This is a genomic window from Nocardia sp. CA-145437 (assembly GCF_050956485.1).
Lineage (GTDB): Bacteria > Actinomycetota > Actinomycetes > Mycobacteriales > Mycobacteriaceae > Nocardia.
On the sequence record NZ_CP191204.1, the window covers coordinates 3,056,747 to 3,078,025 of the forward strand.

General features: G+C 70.2%; 17 protein-coding genes. 12 read left to right on the top strand and 5 right to left on the bottom strand.

The window, feature by feature from the left end:
• Positions 1 to 99: 99 nt before the first annotated feature.
• The 5 genes from ACQPYY_RS14170 to ACQPYY_RS14190 all read left to right on the top strand — a co-directional run bounded on the left by ACQPYY_RS14170 (position 100) and on the right by ACQPYY_RS14190 (position 8,189).
• Complete coding sequence (locus ACQPYY_RS14170; protein ID WP_379097614.1) at positions 100 to 2,079, top strand: peptidoglycan DD-metalloendopeptidase family protein; 1,980 nt, start codon at positions 100 to 102, stop codon at positions 2,077 to 2,079.
• A gap of 43 nt (positions 2,080 to 2,122) precedes the next feature.
• On the top strand, positions 2,123 to 2,602 hold the full coding sequence (locus ACQPYY_RS14175) for an RrF2 family transcriptional regulator (RefSeq protein ID WP_433594084.1): 480 nt from the start codon (positions 2,123 to 2,125) through the stop codon (positions 2,600 to 2,602).
• 113 nt (positions 2,603 to 2,715) lie between these two features.
• Positions 2,716 to 3,900: an MFS transporter gene (locus tag ACQPYY_RS14180; protein WP_433594085.1), complete on the top strand. Its 1,185-nt coding sequence runs from the start codon at positions 2,716 to 2,718 to the stop codon at positions 3,898 to 3,900.
• Positions 3,901 to 4,072: 172 nt separating this feature from the next.
• A complete protein-coding gene (locus ACQPYY_RS14185) occupies positions 4,073 to 5,671 on the top strand; it encodes an ABC-F family ATP-binding cassette domain-containing protein (protein ID WP_433594086.1) in 1,599 nt (532 codons plus the stop codon).
• A 151-nt stretch (positions 5,672 to 5,822) separates the two neighbouring features.
• The gene (locus tag ACQPYY_RS14190) at positions 5,823 to 8,189 is read left to right on the top strand and encodes a RelA/SpoT family protein (RefSeq protein ID WP_357288192.1); all 2,367 of its coding nucleotides are present in this window, start codon (positions 5,823 to 5,825) and stop codon (positions 8,187 to 8,189) included.
• 33 nt (positions 8,190 to 8,222) lie between these two features.
• Here the strand turns inward: ACQPYY_RS14190 and ACQPYY_RS14195 are convergent, their stop codons facing one another.
• Positions 8,223 to 9,197 (bottom strand): dimethylarginine dimethylaminohydrolase family protein, encoded by a 975-nt coding sequence (locus ACQPYY_RS14195; RefSeq protein ID WP_433594087.1) that lies wholly within the window; start codon positions 9,195 to 9,197, stop codon positions 8,223 to 8,225.
• Positions 9,198 to 9,284: 87 nt separating this feature from the next.
• Between ACQPYY_RS14195 and ACQPYY_RS14200 the strand changes: the two genes are divergently transcribed.
• The 4 genes from ACQPYY_RS14200 to ACQPYY_RS14215 all read left to right on the top strand — a co-directional run bounded on the left by ACQPYY_RS14200 (position 9,285) and on the right by ACQPYY_RS14215 (position 12,968).
• Positions 9,285 to 10,601, top strand: a complete 1,317-nt coding sequence (locus ACQPYY_RS14200; protein WP_433594088.1) for a hypothetical protein — start codon at positions 9,285 to 9,287, stop codon at positions 10,599 to 10,601.
• Between the two features lie 85 nt (positions 10,602 to 10,686).
• Positions 10,687 to 11,616: a patatin-like phospholipase family protein gene (locus tag ACQPYY_RS14205; protein ID WP_433594648.1), complete on the top strand. Its 930-nt coding sequence runs from the start codon at positions 10,687 to 10,689 to the stop codon at positions 11,614 to 11,616.
• Between the two features lie 90 nt (positions 11,617 to 11,706).
• Positions 11,707 to 12,015: a pyrimidine/purine nucleoside phosphorylase gene (locus ACQPYY_RS14210; RefSeq protein WP_379097631.1), complete on the top strand. Its 309-nt coding sequence runs from the start codon at positions 11,707 to 11,709 to the stop codon at positions 12,013 to 12,015.
• Positions 12,016 to 12,095: 80 nt separating this feature from the next.
• Positions 12,096 to 12,968, top strand: coding sequence for an LLM class flavin-dependent oxidoreductase (locus ACQPYY_RS14215; protein ID WP_433594089.1), 873 nt, complete (start codon positions 12,096 to 12,098; stop codon positions 12,966 to 12,968).
• Between the two features lie 37 nt (positions 12,969 to 13,005).
• On the opposite strand, the gene ACQPYY_RS14220 is transcribed toward ACQPYY_RS14215, so the two are convergent.
• On the bottom strand, positions 13,006 to 14,154 hold the full coding sequence (locus ACQPYY_RS14220) for an epoxide hydrolase family protein (protein WP_433594090.1): 1,149 nt from the start codon (positions 14,152 to 14,154) through the stop codon (positions 13,006 to 13,008).
• 63 nt (positions 14,155 to 14,217) lie between these two features.
• Here ACQPYY_RS14220 and ACQPYY_RS14225 point away from each other — a divergent pair, with 63 nt between their 5' ends.
• Positions 14,218 to 15,171, top strand: coding sequence for a helix-turn-helix transcriptional regulator (locus tag ACQPYY_RS14225; protein ID WP_433594091.1), 954 nt, complete (start codon positions 14,218 to 14,220; stop codon positions 15,169 to 15,171).
• A 21-nt stretch (positions 15,172 to 15,192) separates the two neighbouring features.
• Here the strand turns inward: ACQPYY_RS14225 and ACQPYY_RS14230 are convergent, their stop codons facing one another.
• The 3 genes from ACQPYY_RS14230 to ACQPYY_RS14240 form a co-directional block, all read right to left on the bottom strand.
• Entirely contained in the window at positions 15,193 to 16,023 is an 831-nt protein-coding gene (locus ACQPYY_RS14230) for an alpha/beta fold hydrolase (protein ID WP_433594092.1), read from the bottom strand.
• Between the two features lie 101 nt (positions 16,024 to 16,124).
• Positions 16,125 to 17,159, bottom strand: coding sequence for an NAD-dependent epimerase/dehydratase family protein (locus ACQPYY_RS14235; protein WP_433594093.1), 1,035 nt, complete (start codon positions 17,157 to 17,159; stop codon positions 16,125 to 16,127).
• Positions 17,156 to 18,823, bottom strand: a complete 1,668-nt coding sequence (locus ACQPYY_RS14240; RefSeq protein ID WP_433594094.1) for a fatty acid CoA ligase family protein — start codon at positions 18,821 to 18,823, stop codon at positions 17,156 to 17,158. Before ACQPYY_RS14240 ends, ACQPYY_RS14235 begins: the two co-directional genes overlap by 4 nt.
• A gap of 309 nt (positions 18,824 to 19,132) precedes the next feature.
• On the opposite strand from ACQPYY_RS14240, the gene ACQPYY_RS14245 reads away from it, so the two are divergent.
• Both ACQPYY_RS14245 and ACQPYY_RS14250 read left to right on the top strand, forming a co-directional pair.
• The gene (locus ACQPYY_RS14245; protein ID WP_387309169.1) at positions 19,133 to 20,179 is read left to right on the top strand and encodes a 3-oxoacyl-ACP synthase III family protein; all 1,047 of its coding nucleotides are present in this window, start codon (positions 19,133 to 19,135) and stop codon (positions 20,177 to 20,179) included.
• Positions 20,180 to 20,183: 4 nt separating this feature from the next.
• Positions 20,184 to 21,089 carry a hypothetical protein gene (locus tag ACQPYY_RS14250; RefSeq protein WP_433594095.1) on the top strand — a complete coding sequence of 302 codons (906 nt, stop codon included), beginning with the start codon at positions 20,184 to 20,186 and terminating at the stop codon, positions 21,087 to 21,089.
• Positions 21,090 to 21,279 lie beyond the last annotated feature (190 nt).

A 21,279-nucleotide genomic window follows, 5' to 3' on the forward strand; every position in this document is an offset into this window, starting at 1 on the left:
ACGCACGACGGGTGTGACGGATGCGGACGTCCGTGAAACCGCGTGTCCGCCATGGCATGATGTCCGAGTGATCAGCGCGGCGGCCGGGAGCTTTCGGGCGTGAGGCCCAAGTACCTCGTGGGTGGGGCGATCTGCCTGATATTGGGGATGATGACGCTGCTGCTCGTCATCATCCTGCCCGCCAGTGAGACCAGCTGCGGCCCCGGATCGCCCGCCATCCCCGCGCTCACCTCCGCGCGCACCGAACCCAGCTGCCCGTCCACCGGCTCGCCCGTCGAGGCGGGGCTACAGGAGGGCGCGCTGCGCGTCCTGCGCTGCACGGTGGCCCGCTTCGGGATGATGGACATGCGCGGCGTCGTCGACGACGACGCCACCCCGGACCTGAAGGCCGGGCGCGCCGTGGAATTCATCGTCGGCGGCGATTCCGGCAAGGGCGACGCCATCGTGTCGTTCCTCCAGGAGAACGCCGCCGCCTTCCGCGTCGACTATCTGATCTGGAAGCAGCGCAGCTGGACTCCCGGCGCGGCCGCCGGGATCCAGTGGACGCCGCTGGGCGATCGCGGCGACGCCGCCCGCAACCGCCTGGACCGGGTACTGGTCAGCGTCAAGGACGCGGCACCCACCTCGACCGTGCTCGCCCCCGCCAACGCCTCCATGGCCGCCGCGCCCGGCCGGGTGAACGAGGCGGGCAGCCTCACCGGCGCCGGCCGCCACCAATACCCGCTCGCCGCAGGCACATTCACCGTCTCCGACACCTTCGGCGCGCGCGGTGGCGCGCACCTCGGCGTGGACATGGCCGCCGCCGCGGGCACCCCCATCTACGCGGCCGCCGACGGTCTGGTGGTGGCCTCGGGCGCGGCTTCGGGCTTCGGCGACTGGGTGGTCATCGACTCCCTCGACGAGAGCGGCCGCCGCTACTCCACGGTGTACGGGCACATGTACGAGAACGGCATCTTCGTACGCACCGGCGACATCGTGCAGATGGGCCGCCACATCGCCGACGTCGGCAGCAATGGCGAATCCTCGGGCCCGCACCTGCATTTCGAGCTGGTTCCGGGCGGGCGCATGACCGGCGGGCATCAGGTCGACCCGATGCCGTGGCTGGCCGGCGGCAGCATCCCCGCGCCCTCGGGGCCGTACTGCGAGAACGGATTCGGTACCGCGGGCGGCAATCTCGCCTCCGGGAAGGTGCCCGCCGAACTCGAGATCTGGTACCGGCGCGCGGGTTCGCTGTGCCCGGAGATCGGCGCGTCACTGCTGGCCGCGCAGGGGCAGGCCGAATCCGGATTCCGCACCGACGCGGTCTCCCCGGACGGCGCGCAGGGCATCGCCCAGTTCATGCCCGGCACCGCCCGCGCCCTCGCCCCCGACGGACAGCCCTACGTGATCGACGCCGACGGCAAAGGCTATGCCAGCGTGCTGGATCCGGCCGACGCCATCATCGGGCAGGGTCGCTACATGTGCGCCATCGCCAAGACCATCGAGGGCTGGATGGCCGCGGGCACGGTGTCCGGTGATCTGACCGCGCTGACCGTCGCGGCCTACAACGCCGGTGAGGGCGCGGTACTGGCCTCGGGCGGCATGCCCAACCAGATCTCGCGGCACTACACCGAGACCCGGCCCTACGTGGCGCGCATCCTCGCCGCCGAACCCGGGTTCCGCAGCCTCGGCAGTGAGGGCCGGTTCCAGGCCGACTCGCGGGCCGATCTCGGGCCGCAGATCGTGGCCGCCGGTGAGCAGTGGATCGGGACGCCGTACGTGTTCGGCGGCGGTGGACCCGGCGGGCCCAGCGACGGCGGCTTCGACCAGGCCGGATTGACCGCGGCCGCGGTGTTCGCGGGCAGCGGCAGCACCATCACCCTGGCGCGGACCGCCGAACAGCAGTGGGAACAAGGCGTCGAGGTGCCTTTGCTGTCGGCCAAGCCCGGTGACCTGGTCTTCGGGTCGTTCGGGCCGCGTGGGCCCTCCGACGTCGGCATCTACACCGGTGGCGGCCGCATGCTGCACGCCGAAGCCGGCGGCAAGGTCGGCGAGGTGCCCCTCGCCAATGGCATGAAGGCTCGCCGCATCGGCAGCTGAACGGGGTTGGCCCGGGGTATCGGGACATGTAGTATCCCTATTCATGTTGATGGGTGAAGGCGTCGAATGGGGGCTGCACTGCTGTGTGGCCCTGGGCTGGCTCGACGACCACGCGCCGATCGCCACCGCCCGGCTCGCCGAGATCTTCGAACTGCCGCCGGAGTACCTGAAGAAGCGGCTCCAGCCGCTCGTGCGGGAAGGGATCCTCGAGTCCACGCCCGGAGCGCGCGGGGGATACCGGCTGGCGCGCGCGCCCGAGCGCATCACCTTGATGGACGTGGTGGCCGCCGTCGAAGGGCGCACGGAGGCGTTCCGGTGCACCGAGATTCGCCGTCGTGGCGCCGGGGCCGCGCGGGGGAGTGAGGAATTCGCCAAACCGTGCGGCATCGCCGCGGCCATGGGGCGGGCCGAACTGGCTTGGCGACGGGAGCTGACGGCGCAGACGGTGGCCGACGTGATGGCGGGCACCCCGGCCAACGCCTCGAAGTACGCGCGGCGCTTCTACGAGAACAGGACCGGCTGACCGGTTCGCGCGTCCGCGAGAAACCGACCCGGCATACGCCGGGTTTTTTCGGAAGGAGATTCGGGATGCGAAATATCCCGGTTAGACGTCCGGTGCGAGCCGAGGACCAGGCAGTGGGAGTGGGTGGTGAAGCGGGGTCGGGCGCGGTGGGTGCGTGGAACGGGTTGCGGCGCACGGGGATCCTGGCCCTGGGCACGTTCGCGGTCGGCACCGACTCGTTCATCCTCGCCGGATTTCTCCCGGATGTGGCCGGGACGCTGGGGGTTTCGCTCGCGAGCGCGGGGCTGGCGGTGACCGTCTTCGCCGCCACGTACGCGCTCGGGTCGCCGGTGCTGGCGACGCTGACCGCGCGGCTGCCGCGCCGGACCCTGCTGGTCTCGGCGCTGCTGGTGCTGGCCCTGGCCAATGTCGGCTCGGCGCTGGCGCCGGCGTTCTGGATGCTGCTGGCCACCCGGATCGTGGCCGCGCTCGGAGCCGCGGCCTTCACCCCCAATGCGGCGGCCGTAGCCTCGGCGCTCGTCCCGCCGCGGACCCGGGCGCGAGCGCTGGCCGTCGTCGTGGGCGGCCTGACCGTCGCGACCGCGCTCGGGGTGCCGCTCGGTGACCTGCTGGCCGAGCGGATGGGGTGGCGGTCGGCGTTGATCGGCGTCGCGGTGGTCTGCGCGGTGGCCGCGGCCGGAGTCGCGGCCTGGGTGCCCGCGCTGCCCGGAAATCCGATGGTGCCGTTGGCGACTCGGCTGGCGGTGCTGCGCGATCGGTCCGTGGCGGCCGTGCTGCCACTGACCGTGCTCGGCATGGGTGCGGCCTACACCGTGTACGCGTACGCGGTTCCGGCGTTGGGGGCCTTGGGAATCGGGTCCTCGGCCACCGCGTGGGTGCTGGGGCTGTACGGGGTCGGCGCGATCGCGGGCAATCTGTTCTCGGGTTACGCCACCGATCGGTTCGGACCCGTCCCGGTGCTCACCTCCGGGTACGCGCTGATGGCCGTCTCCCTCGGCGTCATGGCCGCGCTGGCCGCGACCGGTGCGCGGTTGCCCGTGCTCGTCGGTGTGCTTGCGCTCGGCTGGGGCGCGGCGACCTGGTGCCAGACGCCCGCACAGCAGCACCGGCTCATCGCCGCCGCACCCGAGGAATCCGGGCTGGTGGTGGCCTTGAACGCCTCCTGCATCTACCTCGGCATCGGGGCCGGGAGCTTGCTGGGCGGGATCGCCCTCGGGCACGGCGTGACGGTCATGTGCGGTGCGTCGGCCGTGCTGGCGCTGGCGGCGCTCGGGTATCTGCGTGTCACCGCGCGCTGACGTGCGCTGAGACTCGGCTCACGAAATATGTTCTTGCCCCGGCCCGTTGATCTCGGTTACCGTAGTTCGGTTCTCATTCCCGTCTGATCGGAGACATGCCGTTGATCTTCTGAGGTGATCGCCGAGTGGCCCGCAGTCGCGCGCCGCATTCGCTCACTCTCGGGAGGCCCGCATGTCTATGCCTGTTATTTCTGTTTCCGATCTCACCTTCGCGTGGCCGGACGGCACCCCTGTGTTCGACGGACTCGACGCCCAGTTCGGGCCGGGTCACGTCGGCCTGGTCGGCACCAACGGCGCGGGGAAATCGACCCTGTTCCGCCTGCTCACCGGGGAATTGCGCGCCCAGCGCGGCTCGGTGACCATGCCGGGGCGGTTCGGGTACCTGCGGCAGGATCTCGGACTCGCCGCGGGGCAGCGCGTGGACGAGGTGCTCGGGCTGTCGGATATCCGGAAGGCGTTGCACCGCATCGAATCCGGGACCGGCGACGATGCCGACTTCGAGACCGTCGGCACGGCCTGGGACATCGAGGAACGCGCGGTGGCCTTGCTGGGGCGGCTCGGATTGCATTACGTCGCAGGCGATGTCGCGCACCTGGACCGTCGCCTGGACACCCTGTCCGGCGGGGAGACCGTGCTGCTCGGCCTGGTCGCCGAACTGCTGCGCGAACCCGATGTGCTGCTGCTGGACGAACCGACCAACAACCTCGACCGGGTGGCGCGCGAGCGGCTCTACGAGGTCGTCGGCCAGTTCCCCGGCACCGTGCTCACCGTCAGCCACGACCGCGAACTGCTCGACCGGGTCGCCACCATCGCCGAACTACGGCACGGGCAGGTGCGGATCTTCGGTGGCAACTTCACCGACTACGAACGGATCATCGACGCCGAACAGGAAGCCGCCCGCGCGGCCATCCGGGAGGCGCGCAGCGATGTCCGCAAGCAGTCGCGCGAACTCGTCGAAGCCCGCATCAAACTCGACCGCCGCCAGCGGTACGGGCAGAAGATGTGGGACCAGAAGCGCGAACCCAAGATCGTCATGGGCGAACGCAAACGCCAGGCCCAGGTGTCGGCGGGCAAGCTGCGCAACAACCACATCGGCAAGGTCGAGGAGGCCAAGGATCATCTGACCGACATGCAGGACCGGCTGCGCGACGACCGGGAGATCCGTGTCGACCTACCCGGCACCCGGCTCTACCCGGGCCAGGACGTCCTCGACCTGACCGAGGCGCGACTGCCGTGCGGACCCACCGTGACCCTGAAAATCACCGGGCCCGAACGCATCGCGCTCACCGGACGCAACGGCATCGGCAAAACCACGCTGCTGCACCGCATTCAGGAGGAGGGGCCGGCCGTGCCGTGGCGCATGCTGCCGCAACGCCTCGACGTCTTCGACGAATCGAAGACCGTGTTCGAGAACGTCGCGGCCACCGCGCCGCACGCCGCACCCGAGCGGATCCGCGCCCAGTTGGCCCGGTTCCTGTTCCGCGGCGCCGACGCCGACGTCGCGGCCGGGGCGCTCTCGGGCGGGGAGCGGTTGCGGGCGGCGCTGGCCATGCTGTTGCTGGCCGAACCGGCGCCGAAACTGCTGCTGCTCGACGAGCCGACCAACAACCTGGACCTGCCCAGCCTCGCGCATCTCACCGAGGCGCTGGCGAGCTTCCAGGGCGCGCTCGTGGTGGTCAGCCACGACCCGCGATTCCTGGCCGGCATCGGGGTGACACGACGGCTGGAACTGACCCGCGACGGGCTCGCGGCGAGTCCGAGCGAACGGTGAGCAGGACGGGTATCGTTCATCGCTCCGGAGCGGTTGGCACCGGCGGTGGACGCTGCCCCGGTCGTGATCCGATTCCAGGACTAAAGTGGATGATCTGGGTGGTTGAACGGTCCGATATGGTTTTCCTTTCGAGGCCGCGAGCGGAGGTGGCATGACACAGCATCTGGAGAAGGCGAACTCGGGGCAATCGCCCGAGGAAGGATCCGCCACCCCGGCGGCCAACGCACAGTCCGCGGCCGCCGCCCGCAACACCACCGCCGTCCCCACTTCCGCCTCCCGCCGCGTCCGCGCCCGCCTGGCCCGCCGTATGACCGGGCAGCGCGGCATCGCGGCGGTCAAGCCGGTCCTGGAACCGCTCGCCAGTGTGCACCGCGAGCTGTACCCGAAGGCGAATCTGGCTCTGCTGCAACGGGCTTTCGACGTCGCCGACGAGAAGCACCAGCACCAGTTCCGGAAGTCCGGCGACCCGTACATCACCCATCCGCTCGCGGTCGCCAACATCCTGGCCGAGCTGGGCATGGACACCACCACCCTGGTGGCCGCGCTGCTGCACGACACCGTCGAGGACACCGGGTACTCGCTCGACGAGCTGACCGCGGAATTCGGCACCGAGGTCGCCCACCTGGTCGACGGCGTCACCAAGCTGGACAAGGTCAACCTGGGCGCCGCGGCCGAGGCCGAGACCATCCGCAAGATGATCATCGCCATGGCCCGCGATCCCCGCGTGCTGGTGATCAAGGTCGCCGACCGGCTGCACAACATGCGCACCATGCGCTTCCTGCCGCCGGAGAAGCAGGCCAAGAAGGCGCGCGAAACCCTCGAGGTGATCGCGCCGCTGGCCCACCGCCTCGGTATGGCCACCGTCAAGTGGGAGCTCGAGGACCTCGCGTTCGCGATCCTGCACCCCAAGAAGTACGACGAGATCGTGCGCCTGGTCGCCGACCGCGCGCCCTCCCGCGACACCTACCTGGCCAAGGTGCGCGCCGAGATCGTCAACACGCTCGCGTCGAGCCGGATCACGGCCGTCGTCGAGGGCCGCCCCAAGCACTACTGGTCGATCTATCAGAAGATGATCGTCAAGGGGAAGGACTTCGACGACATCCACGACCTGGTCGGCATCCGCATCCTCTGCGACGAGGTGCGCGACTGCTACGCCGCGGTCGGCGTCGTGCACTCGCTGTGGCAGCCCATGGCCGGACGGTTCAAGGACTACATCGCCCAGCCGCGCTACGGCGTGTACCAGTCGCTGCACACCACCGTGGTCGGTCCCGACGGGAAGCCGCTGGAAGTGCAGATCCGCACCCAGGACATGCACCGGACCGCCGAGTTCGGCATCGCCGCGCACTGGCGGTACAAGGAGACCAAGGGCAAGCACTCCAACGACTCCACCGAAGTCGACGACATGGCGTGGATGCGTCAGCTGCTCGACTGGCAGCGGGAGGCGGCCGACCCGGCCGAATTCCTGGAGTCGCTGCGCTTCGACCTGAAGTCGCCGGAGATCTTCGTGTTCACCCCCAAGGGCGACGTGATCACGCTGCCGCAGAAGTCCACCCCGGTCGACTTCGCCTACGCGGTGCACACCGAGGTCGGGCACCGCTGCATCGGCGCGCGCGTCAACGGCCGCCTGGTCGCGCTGGAACGGCAGCTGGAGAACGGTGAGGTCGTCGAGATCTTCACCTCCAAGGCGCAGAACGCCGGACCCTCGCGGGACTGGTCGAACTTCGTGGTGTCCCCGCGTGCCAAGGCCAAGATCCGGCAGTGGTTCGCCAAGGAACGCCGTGAGGAGGCCCTCGAGGCGGGCAAGGACGCCATCAGCAAGGAGGTCCGTCGCTCGGGCCTGCCGCTGCAGCGTCTGATGAGCGTGGACGCCATGAGCGCCCTCGCCCACGAACTGCATTACACCGACATCTCCGCGCTGTACGCGGCCGTCGGCGAGAACCAGGTGTCCGCGCACCACGTGGTGCAGCGGCTCATGGCCCAGCTCGGCGGCGTCAGCGATGTCGAGAACGAACTGGCCGAGCGGTCCACGCCGTCCACGGTGCCGGCCCGCCAGCGCACGACCGGTGACGCGGGCGTGGAGATTCCGGGCGCGCCCGGCACCGTCTCCAAGCTGGCCAAGTGCTGCACCCCGGTGCCCGGCGACGAGATCATGGGCTTCGTGACCCGCGGCGGCGCGGTCAGCGTGCACCGCACCGACTGCACCAACGCCGACTCGCTGCGCTCGGAGCCCGAACGCATCATCGAGGTCAAGTGGGCGCCGTCGCCGTCGTCGGTCTTCCTGGTCGCCATCCAGATCGAGGCCCTCGACCGCACCCGCCTGCTCTCCGACGTCACCAAGGTGCTCGCCGACGAGAAGGTCAATATCCTCTCCGCGGCGGTCACCACCTCCGGTGATCGAGTCGCCATCTCCAAGTTCACCTTCGAGATGGGCGACCCGAAGCACCTCGGGCACCTGCTCAATGTCGTCCGCAATGTGGAAGGCGTCTACGACGTCTACCGCGTGACCTCCGCCGCGTGACGCCCTCCGCCCCGAAACGGGGTGGGGGAGCGGTCATTCGGCGCGCAGCAACGGCTGGGTGGAGCAGCGGAACGCGCCGCCGAACAGCCGCGACACCGAGAAGTCGATGTACTCGACGGTGATGCCGCGCTCCTTCAGCAGGGTGCCGACCCGGTCGAATCGCGGGTCGGTGATGTAGGTTTCGCTGTCGACGGGCAGGCCGTTGGTGGCCATGGCGGCGGCCTCGTCCTCGGTGACCTCGATGCGCTCCCAATCGCGCAGCGCCGCGGGCAAGCCGTCGGGGAGGCGGTCGGGGCAGGCGATGAGCAGGCCCTCGCGGACCAGGCCCAGGGCGCAGTCCAGGTGCAGGACGTGTTCGGGCATGCGGACCGGGGTGACGGTGAAGCCCTGGGGGCGAAGATATTTCGCGAGCCAGTGGTAGCCGAGGGCGTTGCTCGCCATCCCGGACAAGCCCACGAAGACCTGCTTGCCGAGAACCAGGACATCGCCGCCCTCGAGGAACGGTCCGGGTCCCGGATGGCCGATGCCCGGCTGCGGCAGCGAGACGTAGTGCGCGGCGGCGGGCATCACGCGCGCCAGCAGCAGATCCCGGCTGGGCAGGACCTCGCGGCGGCGGTGCGGGAACTGGAGTACGCCCTCGATCACGTTCTCGCCCACCGTGAACCACGGATCGCGGACGAAGAAGTTGGCGTAGCCCTCCGGTCCGGCGGCCGCCTTCTCGGCGGCGGTGAACAGGCGCGGGCGCAGCACCTCCACGCCGTGGCGTTCCAGGACCGCGGCCAGCTCGTCGCGTTCGGCCTCCCACGCGCGTTGCTTGTCGGGGTACACCTCGCCGAACGTCTTGCCCCAGACAGCGTCGAGGATGCCCACCGCGGCCGGTTCCACCGGCATCGCGTGGCCGAGTAGCTCGGTGTTGTCCGGAGCGCGGAATTCGCTCTGGGAGACGACCACGGTCCGCAGGGGCGCGAACTCACTATCTACGCGAACATTCTCAGTTGCAGCAGACATAGGTGAACGATAGCGCCCGTCATCCGGTCCGGCGCGCCCGCGAGTCATGATTGCGGGCCATTCGCTGATCGCCGTACCGTCAAGGACATGGTGGAGTGGCGGGCGCTGGTGCGGTTCGCGGCGGTGTACGCCGCCACCGCGACGGCCGGGCTGGCGATCATGATGCCCGTCAGCTACGGCTGGTTCACCTCCGCACCCCAGAGGGTCGACCTCATGGTGCGCAGCGTGCCGCTGGCCATGGAGTCCGGCGCCATGGTCGCGGTGATCTGCGCGGCCGCGGTGGTCAGCATCGGCAGCAGCCGCGCCGCCTGGTGCGCGGTCGCGGTCGCGCTGCTGGGCATCCTGGTCAATCACGTGGGCATGTCCGGGGTCGGCATGGATTCGCTGACCACGGTCAACTACGTCGACGCCCTGTGCGCCGGTGTCATCATCGGCTGCCTCGCACCCGTGGTGTGGACGCCGTCCCTGGCGGGCGGCGCCTATCTGTTCGGCTGCCTGAGCTCGGTGATCTTCGGGGATCTCGCCCAGCCTCCGGACGAGGATCGGTGGTCGAGCACCCTGGACCGCCTGTTCGGCGGTGCGCCGCCGGTGTGGCTGATCCTGGTGGCGTTGGCGCTGGTGGCGGCGAATCTTCCGGCCCGCGATCACCTCGGGCCGATGCCCGGCGAGGGCCCGGACTTCTCGCTGGCCCCGATCCTGTCCGGTGCGGTCGCCGTGTTCACGCTGGCGCGGGCCGCGCGCTGGCTCGCCGAGAGCGGTGACCGGGTCGAGGTGGTCGTCGCGGGTGTCGCGCTGGTGATCGGCGGGGCGTTCGTGGCCGCGCTGATCCTGCCCGGCCGCGACGGCGTGCTGGTGCTGCTACTGGTCGCCTTCTCCGCCGCGGCGTCCGCGGTGGTCACCGTGCCGCGTCCGGGCTGGGCGAATCTGCTGATCGACGTGGCGGTCGCGGCGGGACTGCTGGTGGCCTGGCTGCGGCCGCGCCCCTCCATCGCCATAGCGGCGTCGGCGGTGCTGGCGGCCGTGGCGGCGCTGCTCGCGGTGACCGGGGTCGCGAATCCGACCTGGGCGGTGCTGGGCGTGGTGGCCATCAGCCTGGTGGGCGGCGGCAATCTCGGGTCCGCGCTGCCGCGGCGCGCGACGAGCGCGGTGGTCGCGCTGTCGGTGCTGTTCGTGCCGTCGGCGGCGGTCGCGTTGCGCGGCAGGCCGTTCGGGCGGATCGGGTATTCACCGCACTGGTATCGACTGCCGCAGGTGCCGCACGAACCGGTGCCCGCCTACGCGGCGCTGGGGATCACCGCGGGCTGTGCCCTGGGGGTCTACCTGCTGCGGCGCTGGCGGCGGGAGCAGCCGAAACCCGTCGGTCCGGTCGTCGTGGAGATGGGAGAACGCCATGGTGACGCGTGACAACTCGGTGTCGACCAGCAGCGAGTCGGTGTCGAGGAGCAGCGACTCGGTGCCGACGAGCAGCACCGCGCCGATCGGCGGCGCGATGCCCCTGGGCGGCGCGGTGCCGACCGGCAAGCGGGTGGCCCTCGCCCTGGGCAGCGGCGGGGCACGCGGATACGCGCACATCGGCGTGATCGCGGAGCTGCGGGAACGCGGCTACGAGATCACCGGGGTGGCCGGGTCGTCGATGGGCGCGCTGGTCGGCGGACCGTACGCGGCGGGCAAGCTCGACGAATTCACGTCCTGGGCAACGACTCTCGGCCAGTTCGAGGTGGCGCGCCTGCTGGATCCGGCATTCAGTGAGCCCGGGGTGATCCGGGCGGGGAAGATCCTGGACCGGATCCGGGAGATGCTCGGCGAACTGTGCATCGAGCAGCTGCCGATTCCCTACATCGCGGTCGCCACCGACATCACCACGGGTCGCTCGACCTGGTTCCGCGACGGCGAACTCGACGCCGCCATCCGTGCCTCGATCGCCATCCCCGGGTTCATCACCCCGGTGCTGCGCGAGGGTCATGTCCTCGTCGACGGCGGCGTCCTCGATCCGCTGCCGGTGGTCGCCACCATGGCGCTGGGATCGGCCGACCTGCTCGTCGGGGTCGACCTGTCCGGTCCGCCCGACCCCGCCTACGACCGGGCGCAACCGCGGACCAACTGGTTCACCCAGTGGTGGCGGGCGTCCGCGCAACGGCTGGGGCGCACCCCGGACGCGACCGTCGAGGAGCAGCCGCCCGCCTTGAGCAGCGTGCGCGCCACCGATGTCGCGCAGCGGGCGATCGATCTGATGCTGGCCTCCATCACCCGCCAGCATCTCGCCGCCCACCCGCCCTACCTGGTGATCTCGGTGCCGCAGAACATCTGCGGCACCATGGATTTCCATCGCGCCGCCCCGATCATCGAGCAGGGCAGGGCGCTGGCCGTCGCGGCCCTGGACGCGCTTGCCGACGCGGGCGCCGGCGCCCTGCCCGACTGAACGATTGCCCGGAGGTCACCGGTACGATCGGCGCGAACCGGACCGCCCGCCAGGGCGGGTCCCCACCCGAGCAAAGGACTCCGTAGCAGCATGAAGTTCGAGAATGTCACCGTCACCAAGCGCGCCAACGTCTACTTCGATGGCAAGTGCGTGAGCCACAACATCGAGCTGGCCGACGGCACCAGCAAGTCGGTCGGTGTCATCCTCCCCGCCACCCTGACCTTCAACACGGGCGCGCCGGAGATCATGGAACTGCTCGAGGGCCAGTGCAACGTCACCCTCGCCGGTGAGACCGAGGCTGTCGCCTACAAGGGCGGCGAGTCCTTCTCCGTCCCGGGCGACTCCAGCTTCGTCATCGAGGTCGTGGAGCCGGTCCACTACGTCTGCCACTTCGGCTGAGCAGCACTTCCCCGCGGCCCGGTCCCTCGAATGGGGCCGGGCCGCAGTCGTTTCCGCCGTCCGCGTGGTAGGCATGGGGGATGACGACGCTGGGAGTGGTGTTCCGGCCGCAGCAACCGCCGGAGCGGCTGCGGGAGGTGGTGCGGGCCGCCGACACGTCGGGGCTCGACGAACTGTGGCTGTGGGAGGACTGCTTCCTCGAAGGCGGGATCGCCACCGCGGCGGCCGCACTGGCCTGGAGTGAGCGCGTGCGCATCGGCGTCGGGGTGTTGCCGGTGCCGCTGCGCAATGTCGCGATCACCGCCATGGAGCTGGCCACACTGGAACGGATGTTCCCCGGGCGCGGGATCTGGGGAGTGGGGCACGGGGTGCAGGACTGGATGGGTCAGGTGGGGGAGCGGGTCGCCTCGCCGATCACGCTGCTGCGCGAATACCTCGAGGCCTTGCGGGCCCTGCTGGCCGGGCAGCGAATCTCGGTGCGGGGCAGGTATGTTCAGCTCGACGGCGTCGCGCTCGACTGGCCCCCGCCCGCCGCGCCGCCGATCCTGGCCGCCGCGACCGGGCCCCGCACCCTCGAACTGGTGGGCGCGGCGGCCGACGGGGTGATCCTCACCAGCTCCACCCCTGCCGCAGGCGTCCGTACGGCTGCCGAGATCGTGCGGGCCGCCCGGCCGGAATCCCCGGCGGCGCAAACGTATCCGATCGTCGTGTACCTACTGGCCGCCACCGGGCCCGGAGCCGCCGACCGGGTGGCGGCGGAACTGCGGGCCGAGAATCGCGACACCATCCCCGGGATCGGGGTCACCGGGGACGCCCGGGCCATCGCCGACGCGGTGATCGCCTGGACCGAGGCCGGGGCCACCGGCGTCGTGCTGCAACCCACCGGCGACGACCCTGACCCGGTCGGCTTCGTCCGCTTCGCCGCCGAGCATGTCAGGCCGCTGGTGCCCTGAATCCGGCCGGACCGCACCGGATTCCGGGCGCCGGCACTCAGCGCAGGTCGCGGAAGAACTCGCGGATGTCGTCGACGAGGATCTCGGGTTCCTCCAGCGCCGCGAAGTGGCCGCCGCGGTCGACGTCGGTCCAGCGGGTGATGGTGTTCGACGGCTCGCAGTAGCGCCGGATGCAGACATCGTGGGCGAAGGCGATGACGCCGGTCGGGACACCGGAATTGGTTGCGGGAGCCCCCCATTCGCCGGTCTGGGCGTAGCCCACATAGGCCGCGGAGCCCGCGGTGCCGGTCAGCCAGTACAGCATCACATTGGTGAGCAGGCGATCCCGGTCGATGATCTTGTCGGGCACGACATTGCGCGGGTGCGTCCACTCGCGGAACTTGTCCATGATCCAGGCCAGCTGCCCGACCGGGGAGTCCACCAGCCCGTAGGCCAGCGCCTGCGGCCGGGTGGACTGGATCGCGATGTAGCCGAACTCCTCGCGCATGAACGCCTGGATGCGCTGGATCCGGTCGCGTTCGAGGTCGGTGAGTTCGTCGAGGTCGTTCACCGCCGACTGCGGAGGCAGATTGGTGCCGCCGTTGACGTGCACGCCGATCACCTTGTCCGGTGCCGACCGCGCCACTTCGGGGCTGACCGAGCCGCCGATGTCGCCGCCCTGTACGCCGTAGCGCTCATAGCCGAGGCGGCGCATGAGCTCGGCCCACAGCCGGCCGATCCGCGCCCGCGTCCACCCGGTGTCGGCGACCGGCCCGGAGAATCCGAACCCGGGCAGCGACGGAATGACCAGGTGGAACGCGTCGGCCGGGTCGCCGCCGTGCGCCGCCGGATCGGTGAGCGGCCCGATGACGTCGAGGAATTCGACCACCGAGCCGGGCCAGCCGTGGGTCAGCAGCAACGGCACCGCGCCCGGTTCGGCCGAGCGGATGTGCAGGAAATGCACCCGCTGCCCCTCGATCTCGGTGTGGAACTGCGGATACCGGTTGAGTTCGGCTTCGGCCGCGCGCCAGTCGTATCCGGTACGCCAGTGCTCCACCAGTTCCCGCAGCCAGTGCACGGGCACGCCGGTGTCCCAGTCGTCGCCCGGCAGCGGGGCGGGCAGCTGGGCGGATTCGAGCCGCCGCCGCAGATCGTCGAGCTGAGTCTGAGGGATGTCGATGCGGAAGGGAGTGACCTGTTCGCTCATGAGAACTACGCTACGAGCCGGTTAGGACAGGTTCTGCCCTAGCTGTCGGGAAGAATCGAAGTCATGCTGGAAACCTCGGCTCGACTGCTGCGACTGCTGTCGTTGTTGCAGACCCCGCGTGAGTGGAGCGGCGCGGATCTGGCCGCCCAGCTCGCGGTGGACGTGCGCACCGTGCGCCGCGATATCGAGAAGTTGCGCGCCCTCGGCTATCCCGTGGACGCCACGCCCGGTTCCGCGGGATACCGCCTGGGCGCGGGCGCGAATGTGCCGCCGCTGCTGCTCGACGACGAGGAGGCCGTCGCGGTCGCCATGGGCCTGCGCACCGCCGCGGGCGGCACCATCGCGGGCATCGAGGAGAGCTCGCTGCGCGCGCTCACCAAACTCGAACAGGTGCTCCCGTCGCGGCTGCGTCACCGGCTCACCGCCCTCCAGGACGCGACCGTGTCGGTCCCCTCCGGCGGCCCCCGCGTCGACCCCGACACCCTCACCACCATCGCCGCCGCCATCCGCGACCAGCACCGTCTGCGTTTCGACTACCGCACCCACGCGGGCGCCGAAACCTCCTACCGCACCACCGAACCCCACCGCCTGGTCCACCACGGCCGCCGCTGGTACCTGACCGGCTGGGATGTCGACCGCGAGGACTGGCGCACCTACCGCGTCGACCGTCTCACCCCGCGCATCCCCACCGGTCCGCGTTTCACCCCGCGCGAGGCCCCCGACCCCGCCGACCAGGTTTCACGCGGGGTCACCTCGGCGCCTTATCGCTACCACGCCCGGATCACCCTGCTGACCTCCGCCGATCGGGCCGCCGACCGCATCTCCCCGACGGTCGGCGTCCTCGAAGCCGTCGACGCGACCACCTGCCTCCTGCACACCGGCGCGAACTCTCTGGACGCGATACTCGTCCATGTCGCGGGCTTCGGCTTCGAATTCCGGGTCATCGAACCACCGGAACTGGTCGACCGCCTGCGCGAACTGTCCACGCTCCTGCACCGCGCGGCCGGGGGCGGCTGAGCGGATCGCGCGCTGATGGATTCAGCCCGCGAGAGCGGTCGTAGTCGCGGAACGGATTGCGGCGGTGACGGTTTCGGGCCGCTCGAGCATGATCAGGTGGCCGCAGTCGGGGAGGGTGATGGCGTGGGCCGGGCGGAGGGTTTCGTTGAGACGGGCGCCCGCGGCGGCGGAGAGGATGCGGTTCTTCTCGCCCCAGACCGTGGTGATGGGCGGGAAAGCGGGGGAGGGGCGGAAGGTGTCGAGGGTGGCCAGCGTGGGGAGGTCGCGCGCGATGGCGGCGGGCGGGTACAGGCGGCGCGGCTCGGACCAGCGGTGACGCAGGGCCGTGAACGATGGGGAGGTCATGGCGCGGCCGCGCGGGCCGAGCTGTTCGCGGACCACCAGGTTGGCGGCGACGCCGGGCAGGCGGATGGCGCTCGCGACGGAGTCGAGGGGGATGCGGGACGCGGCGCGGGCGGTCCAACCGGTGGGCGTCGGCCGCAGCGTGGCGGCGGTGAGCGGGCTGCACAGCACCAGGGCGCGCACGTTCTGCGGGTTGGCGCGGGTGTAGAGCAGCGACAGCGCACTGCCGAAGCAGTTGCCGACCAGCGTCACATTGGTGAGATCGTGGGCGCTGATGAACTCCGACACCAGGCGCACATAGTTGGCGACGGTATAACCGCCGGTGGGGGAGTCGGAGTCGCCGTAGCCGAACAGGTCCAGCGCGTAGACGCTGTGGGTGGCCGCCAGGGCGCGGGTCTGGTTGGCCCAGATGTGGCGGTCGCCGCCGATATTGTGCAGGAACAGGATCGGATCGCCGGATCCGGCGTGGTCGTAGGCGACGGATACGCCGTGATAGTCGAATGCCGGCATCGGGCGCTCTCCTCATTGAGTGCGGTACTGCGCTGTATCCAAGCCATGCTAGCCGGTACCGCGCGTAACACAAGGTTTCGCGGAGAGCGCCCGAACGCTGGTCAGTGGGTGGATCCGGCGATCACCCCCGTGCGATGGATCCAGGATTTCAGTTCGGCCATGCCGGTGTCGCGGTCCATAACGGGCCGGTATCCGAAATCGCGGGCGGCGGCCGAGGTGTCGTAGGTGCCGGTGCGGGTGAGCACCGCGACCGAGTAGCGCGACAGCGGCGGGGTCCAGTGCTCGGCGAGATAGGGGACCCGCCGCAGGTTCTCGATCACCGACACCACCAGCGCCACCAGACGGGGGTCCAGTGTCCGGCCCGGCGGCGGATACCCGAGGTCGGCGGCGACCTCGGCCAGGAACCCCCACACCTCGGTGCGTTCGGCGTCGGCGATGAAATACGCTCTGCCACCGACATTCTCGCTGGCCGCGGCCTTGACCATGGCGTCGACGATATTGTCCACGTGGCACAGCGAGGCGTGGACGCCGCGCCCGCCCGACAGATCCGGCAGCGTCCCCGCCGCCGCCCGTTCCAGGAGCCGCACGATGGGCCCGGACCAATCGCCCGCGCCCCAGATGGCGCGCGGCCGCAGCGCGCAGGTGGTGAAGCCGGGCGCATCGGCCGCCAGCACCAGGCGTTCGGCGGCGGCCTTGGTCTCGCAGTAGTGGTTCAGATAGCGCGACGGATACGGAACCGACTCGTCTATATCGATCTGGTCGCCGCCGTCACGATTCATCAACGCGCTCGGACTCGACACGAACACGAACCGGCGCGCGCCACCGGCGGCGGCCGCGGCCAGCAAACGCGCGGTGGCCGTGGTGTTCTCGGCCCAGAAGCGGGCGCGGGTGCCGCGCTCGTCGACCCGGGCCGCACTGTGGAACACCACGTCCACGCCCGCGACCGCCCGCTCCAGGGACACCGGATCGCTCAGGTCGCCGACGACCCGCTCGACGTGGTCCAGGACCGGGGTCAGGTCGCGCAGATCGCTGGTGGGCCGCACCAGAATCGACACCTCGTGCTCGCCGTCGCCGACCAGGCGGCGGGTCAGCGCGCCGCCGAGGAACCCCGAGGCCCCGGTCACCAGGACCTTCATGACGCCCCCTGCCCGAGCTGCTTGTCCGCCCACACCGTCAGCCGTTCGCGGCCGATCTTGGCGTTGTGGCGGATGTCCACCGGGAAGCGCGGATGGAACAGGAACTCGGTCACCGGCTTGGTGATGTCGAATTCGTCGCGCCGCCCGCGTAATTCGCGCTCGACGGCGTCGCGGTCGGCGCCGGGCGCGAGCTCCACGCACAGCACCGGCACTTGCTCACCGCGCGTGCCCACGCCCACCAGCGCGGTGCGGGCGACGCCCGCGACGGTGTTGAACACCTGCTCGACCTGGACGGTGAACATCGGACCGCGCGCGGTCTCCAGTCGTTGACTCTTGCGGCCGCAGAACCGGATTCGTCCCGCGTCGTCGAGCCAGGCCAGATCGCCGGTGCGATGCCATATCACCTCGTCGTCGGCGATCTTGCCGACCCGGTCCGCGGTCGGCGGCCAGAAGTAGCGGGTGCTGACATTCGGCCCGGAGACCACCAGTTCCCCGATCCCGAGCGGGCCCGCGAGGCCGCCCCGACCCTCGACATCCGACCAGTCGGGCAGCGGATCATCGGTGATGGGGATGATGCGGGCCCGCACGTGCAGCGCGGGCGCGCCCACACAGACCCCGTGCCCGGTGTGAGCCTGTGCCACGAGTTCGCCCAGCAGTTCCCGGGATTCGATGGTGGCCATGGGCAGCGCCTCGGTCGCGCCGTATCCCGAGTACACCCGGGCGTCGGTGGGCAGCACCTCGCGCAGTCCGGCGATGCAGCTGTCCGGCACCGGCGCGCCGCCGGAGTAGACGCTGCGGATGCTCGGCAGCGCGGCCCCGGTGCGGCGGATGTGGTCCAGCAGCGGGATCAGTACGGCGGGGGAGGCGAACATGGTCCGCACCTGGAACCGTTCGACCGCGTCCACCACATGCGCGGGATCGGTTGCCCCGACCTTGGACGGGATCAACGGCGGTAGCACGCACCGGGATCCGAGCAGCAGTTCCAGGATGCCCGCCACCGGCGCGGTGATCAGCGAGGTCTCCGGCGCGACGTGCTCGCGCGCGGCGTCCACCTGATCGATCATGGCGGCGAGATTGCCGTGGGTGAGCACCACCGCCTTCGCGGGTCCGGTGCTGCCGGTGGTGTAGGCGATGAGCAGCGGCTCGTCATCGGGCGCGGGCTCGCGCTCGGGCAGGGCGGAAGCCGGTGTGCGGCCCCAGCTCTCGAGGGTGGGTCCCTGCCACCAGGAGCGGCCCACGGTGACCGCCACCCGCACCTTGCGGAAGTAGGCGCGGAACACGATGCGCAGCGCCTGCGCCTCGGTGACCCCGACGAACGCCTCGGCGTCGGCGGCACGCAGGCAGCGCAGCATCTTGAACAACCCCATGCCGGGGTCGATCACCACCGGCACCGCACCGATCTTGAACAGTCCGTACAGCACCGCGTACAGCTCCGGTCCCGGCCGCACCAGCACGATGGTGCGCACGCCGGGGCCCACCCCGGCCGTGAGGAACCGCTCGGCAATGGTGTCCGACCACGCGTCGAGTTCGGCGTAGGTGAGTTGCCGGTAGTCGGGCAGGCCGGCCCGGGTCCGGCCCTCGGCATGGATCACCGCCGCCCGGCCGGGATGCTCGGAAACGATATCGGTGAATCGATCGAGGGCGCGCCAATAAACAGTGGGCAAGGAATGCGACACACTTCCCCCAGGGAATTGTCGAGGAATGCGAGAAATATGTCGGTGAGGCTACACGGGGCTCACCGTGGCCGCCAGCCGTGCGATTCGAATTCGTTTGATATACAACAGTTTTAGTGTGTCTCGCGGTACCGACACCGGTTACTCCGCACCCCCTATCCCACCCCTACGGGGATTCGAAATACTGTGTACAACAGGCTGATCCGTGATCATCGCCCGACTCTCGTCCACCCCTCCGTACGGTAGCTTTCGACTCGGCATCGGGGCCTACGAAAATCACCCGAGAGAGCAGGGGGCCACATGCGTACACGCTTCGAATCCATTGGCGCGTATACACCCAGCACCATCCGTTCCACCGAAGACGTCATCAATGCCCTGTCGGTACCGCGGGCCTTGGATCTGGAACGAATTACCGGAATCAAGAATCGCCGCGTGCACAATAGCGACCCCGGCGACTACGAATCCTCCTTCGTGCTCGCGCAGCGAGCCATCGAGGATTGCCTGGAACGCTCCGGCTATACGGCCGAGGACCTGGACGTGATCATCTCGGTCTCGATCACCCGCTTCACCGCGCCCGGGCAATACTGCTTCGCCCCGTCGTTCGCCGCCCAGCTGGGCGCCGCCATCGGCGCGGGCAAGGCCCTGCACTTCGACCTGTCCAACGCCTGCGCGGGGATGATCACCGGCGTGCTGGTGCTGGACCGCATGATCAAGGCCGGCGTGGTGCGCCGCGGCCTGGTGGTCAGCGGCGAGCAGATCACCCCCATCGCCGAGACCGCCACCCGCGAGATCTCCAAGCCCTACGACCCGCAGTTCGCGGCGCTCACCGTCGGCGACGCCGCGGTGGCGGTGGTGGTCGACGACCGCGGCGACGATGACGACGAGATCCACTACATCGAACTCATGACCACCTCGGCCGGCGCGGAACACTGCATCGGCATGCCGAGCGACAAGACGACCGGCATCGCCATGTACACCGACAACCGGGCACTGGCCAGCGAATCGCGATTCCTGCAGGGCATTTCCCGCATGGCCGATTTCCTCTTCGAGACCGGCCGCGCCTGGGAGAGCGAGAAATACGACTACTGGATCCACCACCAGTTCAGCGGCCCGGCCATCGAGTACATCAGCTCGCTCACCGAACGCCATTTCGACACCCCCATGCCGCAGGCGCTCAATATCTACGCCGAGTACGGCAATACCGCGTCCACCTCCCACTTCCTGGTGCTGCGCGAACATCTGGCGCAGGGGCGAATTCCGCGCGGTTCCAAGGTGCTGCTGATCCCCGAGGCGTCCGGGGTGGTCTCCGGTCACCTCGCCGCGACGATCTCCCGGCTGGAGGCCTGAATCCATGACCACCGCAATCGTTTCCGCGGCCGTGTGCACCGACGCCGACACCGGCAGCTATTTCGAACTCGCCGCCCGCGCGGGACGGCAGGCGCTGGCGGCCGCCGAGATCTCCGCCGACCGGGTCGGCCTGGTGATCAATGCCGGGGTGTTCCGCGACAGCAATATCGCCGAACCCGCCGTCGCCGCACTGATCCAGAAGCGCCTCGAGGTCGGCCTGGAGTACGAGACCGGCCGCCTGCCCGCCTTCTCCTTCGATCTGCTCAACGGCGGCACCGGGGTGCTGCACGCCCTCATGACCGCGCACTGCTTCACCGGGCTCGGTGATGTCGAGTACGCGCTCATCGTCGCCGGGGACACCCACCCCACCACCGAGCGCGGCCGGGAGGACTTCCCGTACACCGCCAGCGGTGCGGCGATCCTGCTGCACGCCAGCGGCGGCGCGGGCGGTTTCGGCCGCCTCTACACGGCGGGGAACAGCGGCCCGCTCACCCCGACCGCGTGGGCCGACCTCGAAGCCGCCGGAACCGCGGGCCGCGGCGCGCTGACCGTGCGCGCCGCCACCTCCGATCCGCTGGACCTCGTCGAAACCGTGCTGCGGGAGTGCCTTTCCGGCGAGGGCCTGGAGCCCGGCGACTTCGCGACCGGCGCGGCGGTGCTGCTCGCGCCGGCCCCGGTCGCCGGATTCCGCGAGCGCGTGGCCTACCGGGTCGGGGTGCCGTCGGCGGCGGTGGCCGGAATCGATCCCTTCGCGGGCGACCCGTATTCGGCGGGCCCGGTGCACGCCTACCTGAGCGCGGCCGGCCAGGGCATGCTCGACGAGGCCCGGTCCGTGGTGTTCCTCGGCGTGGACGGCGACGCGGCCGCCGCCCTGGTCTACCGTCCGCGAGTGCTCGCCCCCACCTCCTAGGGGAAAGTGAAATACACTGTTTGGCAGTAGATTTCGAAACCCGCTGTGCCCCGGCTGATCCTGGGCGTCCACACGCCCTCGCTGCAATGATGCCGCTCGCGCACACCGAAGCTCGCCGTGCCATGTCCGACAGCCGGGCGCCCGCGATTCGGTGAAGGGACCTCAGATGGCACGGTCGGTCGCACGGGAC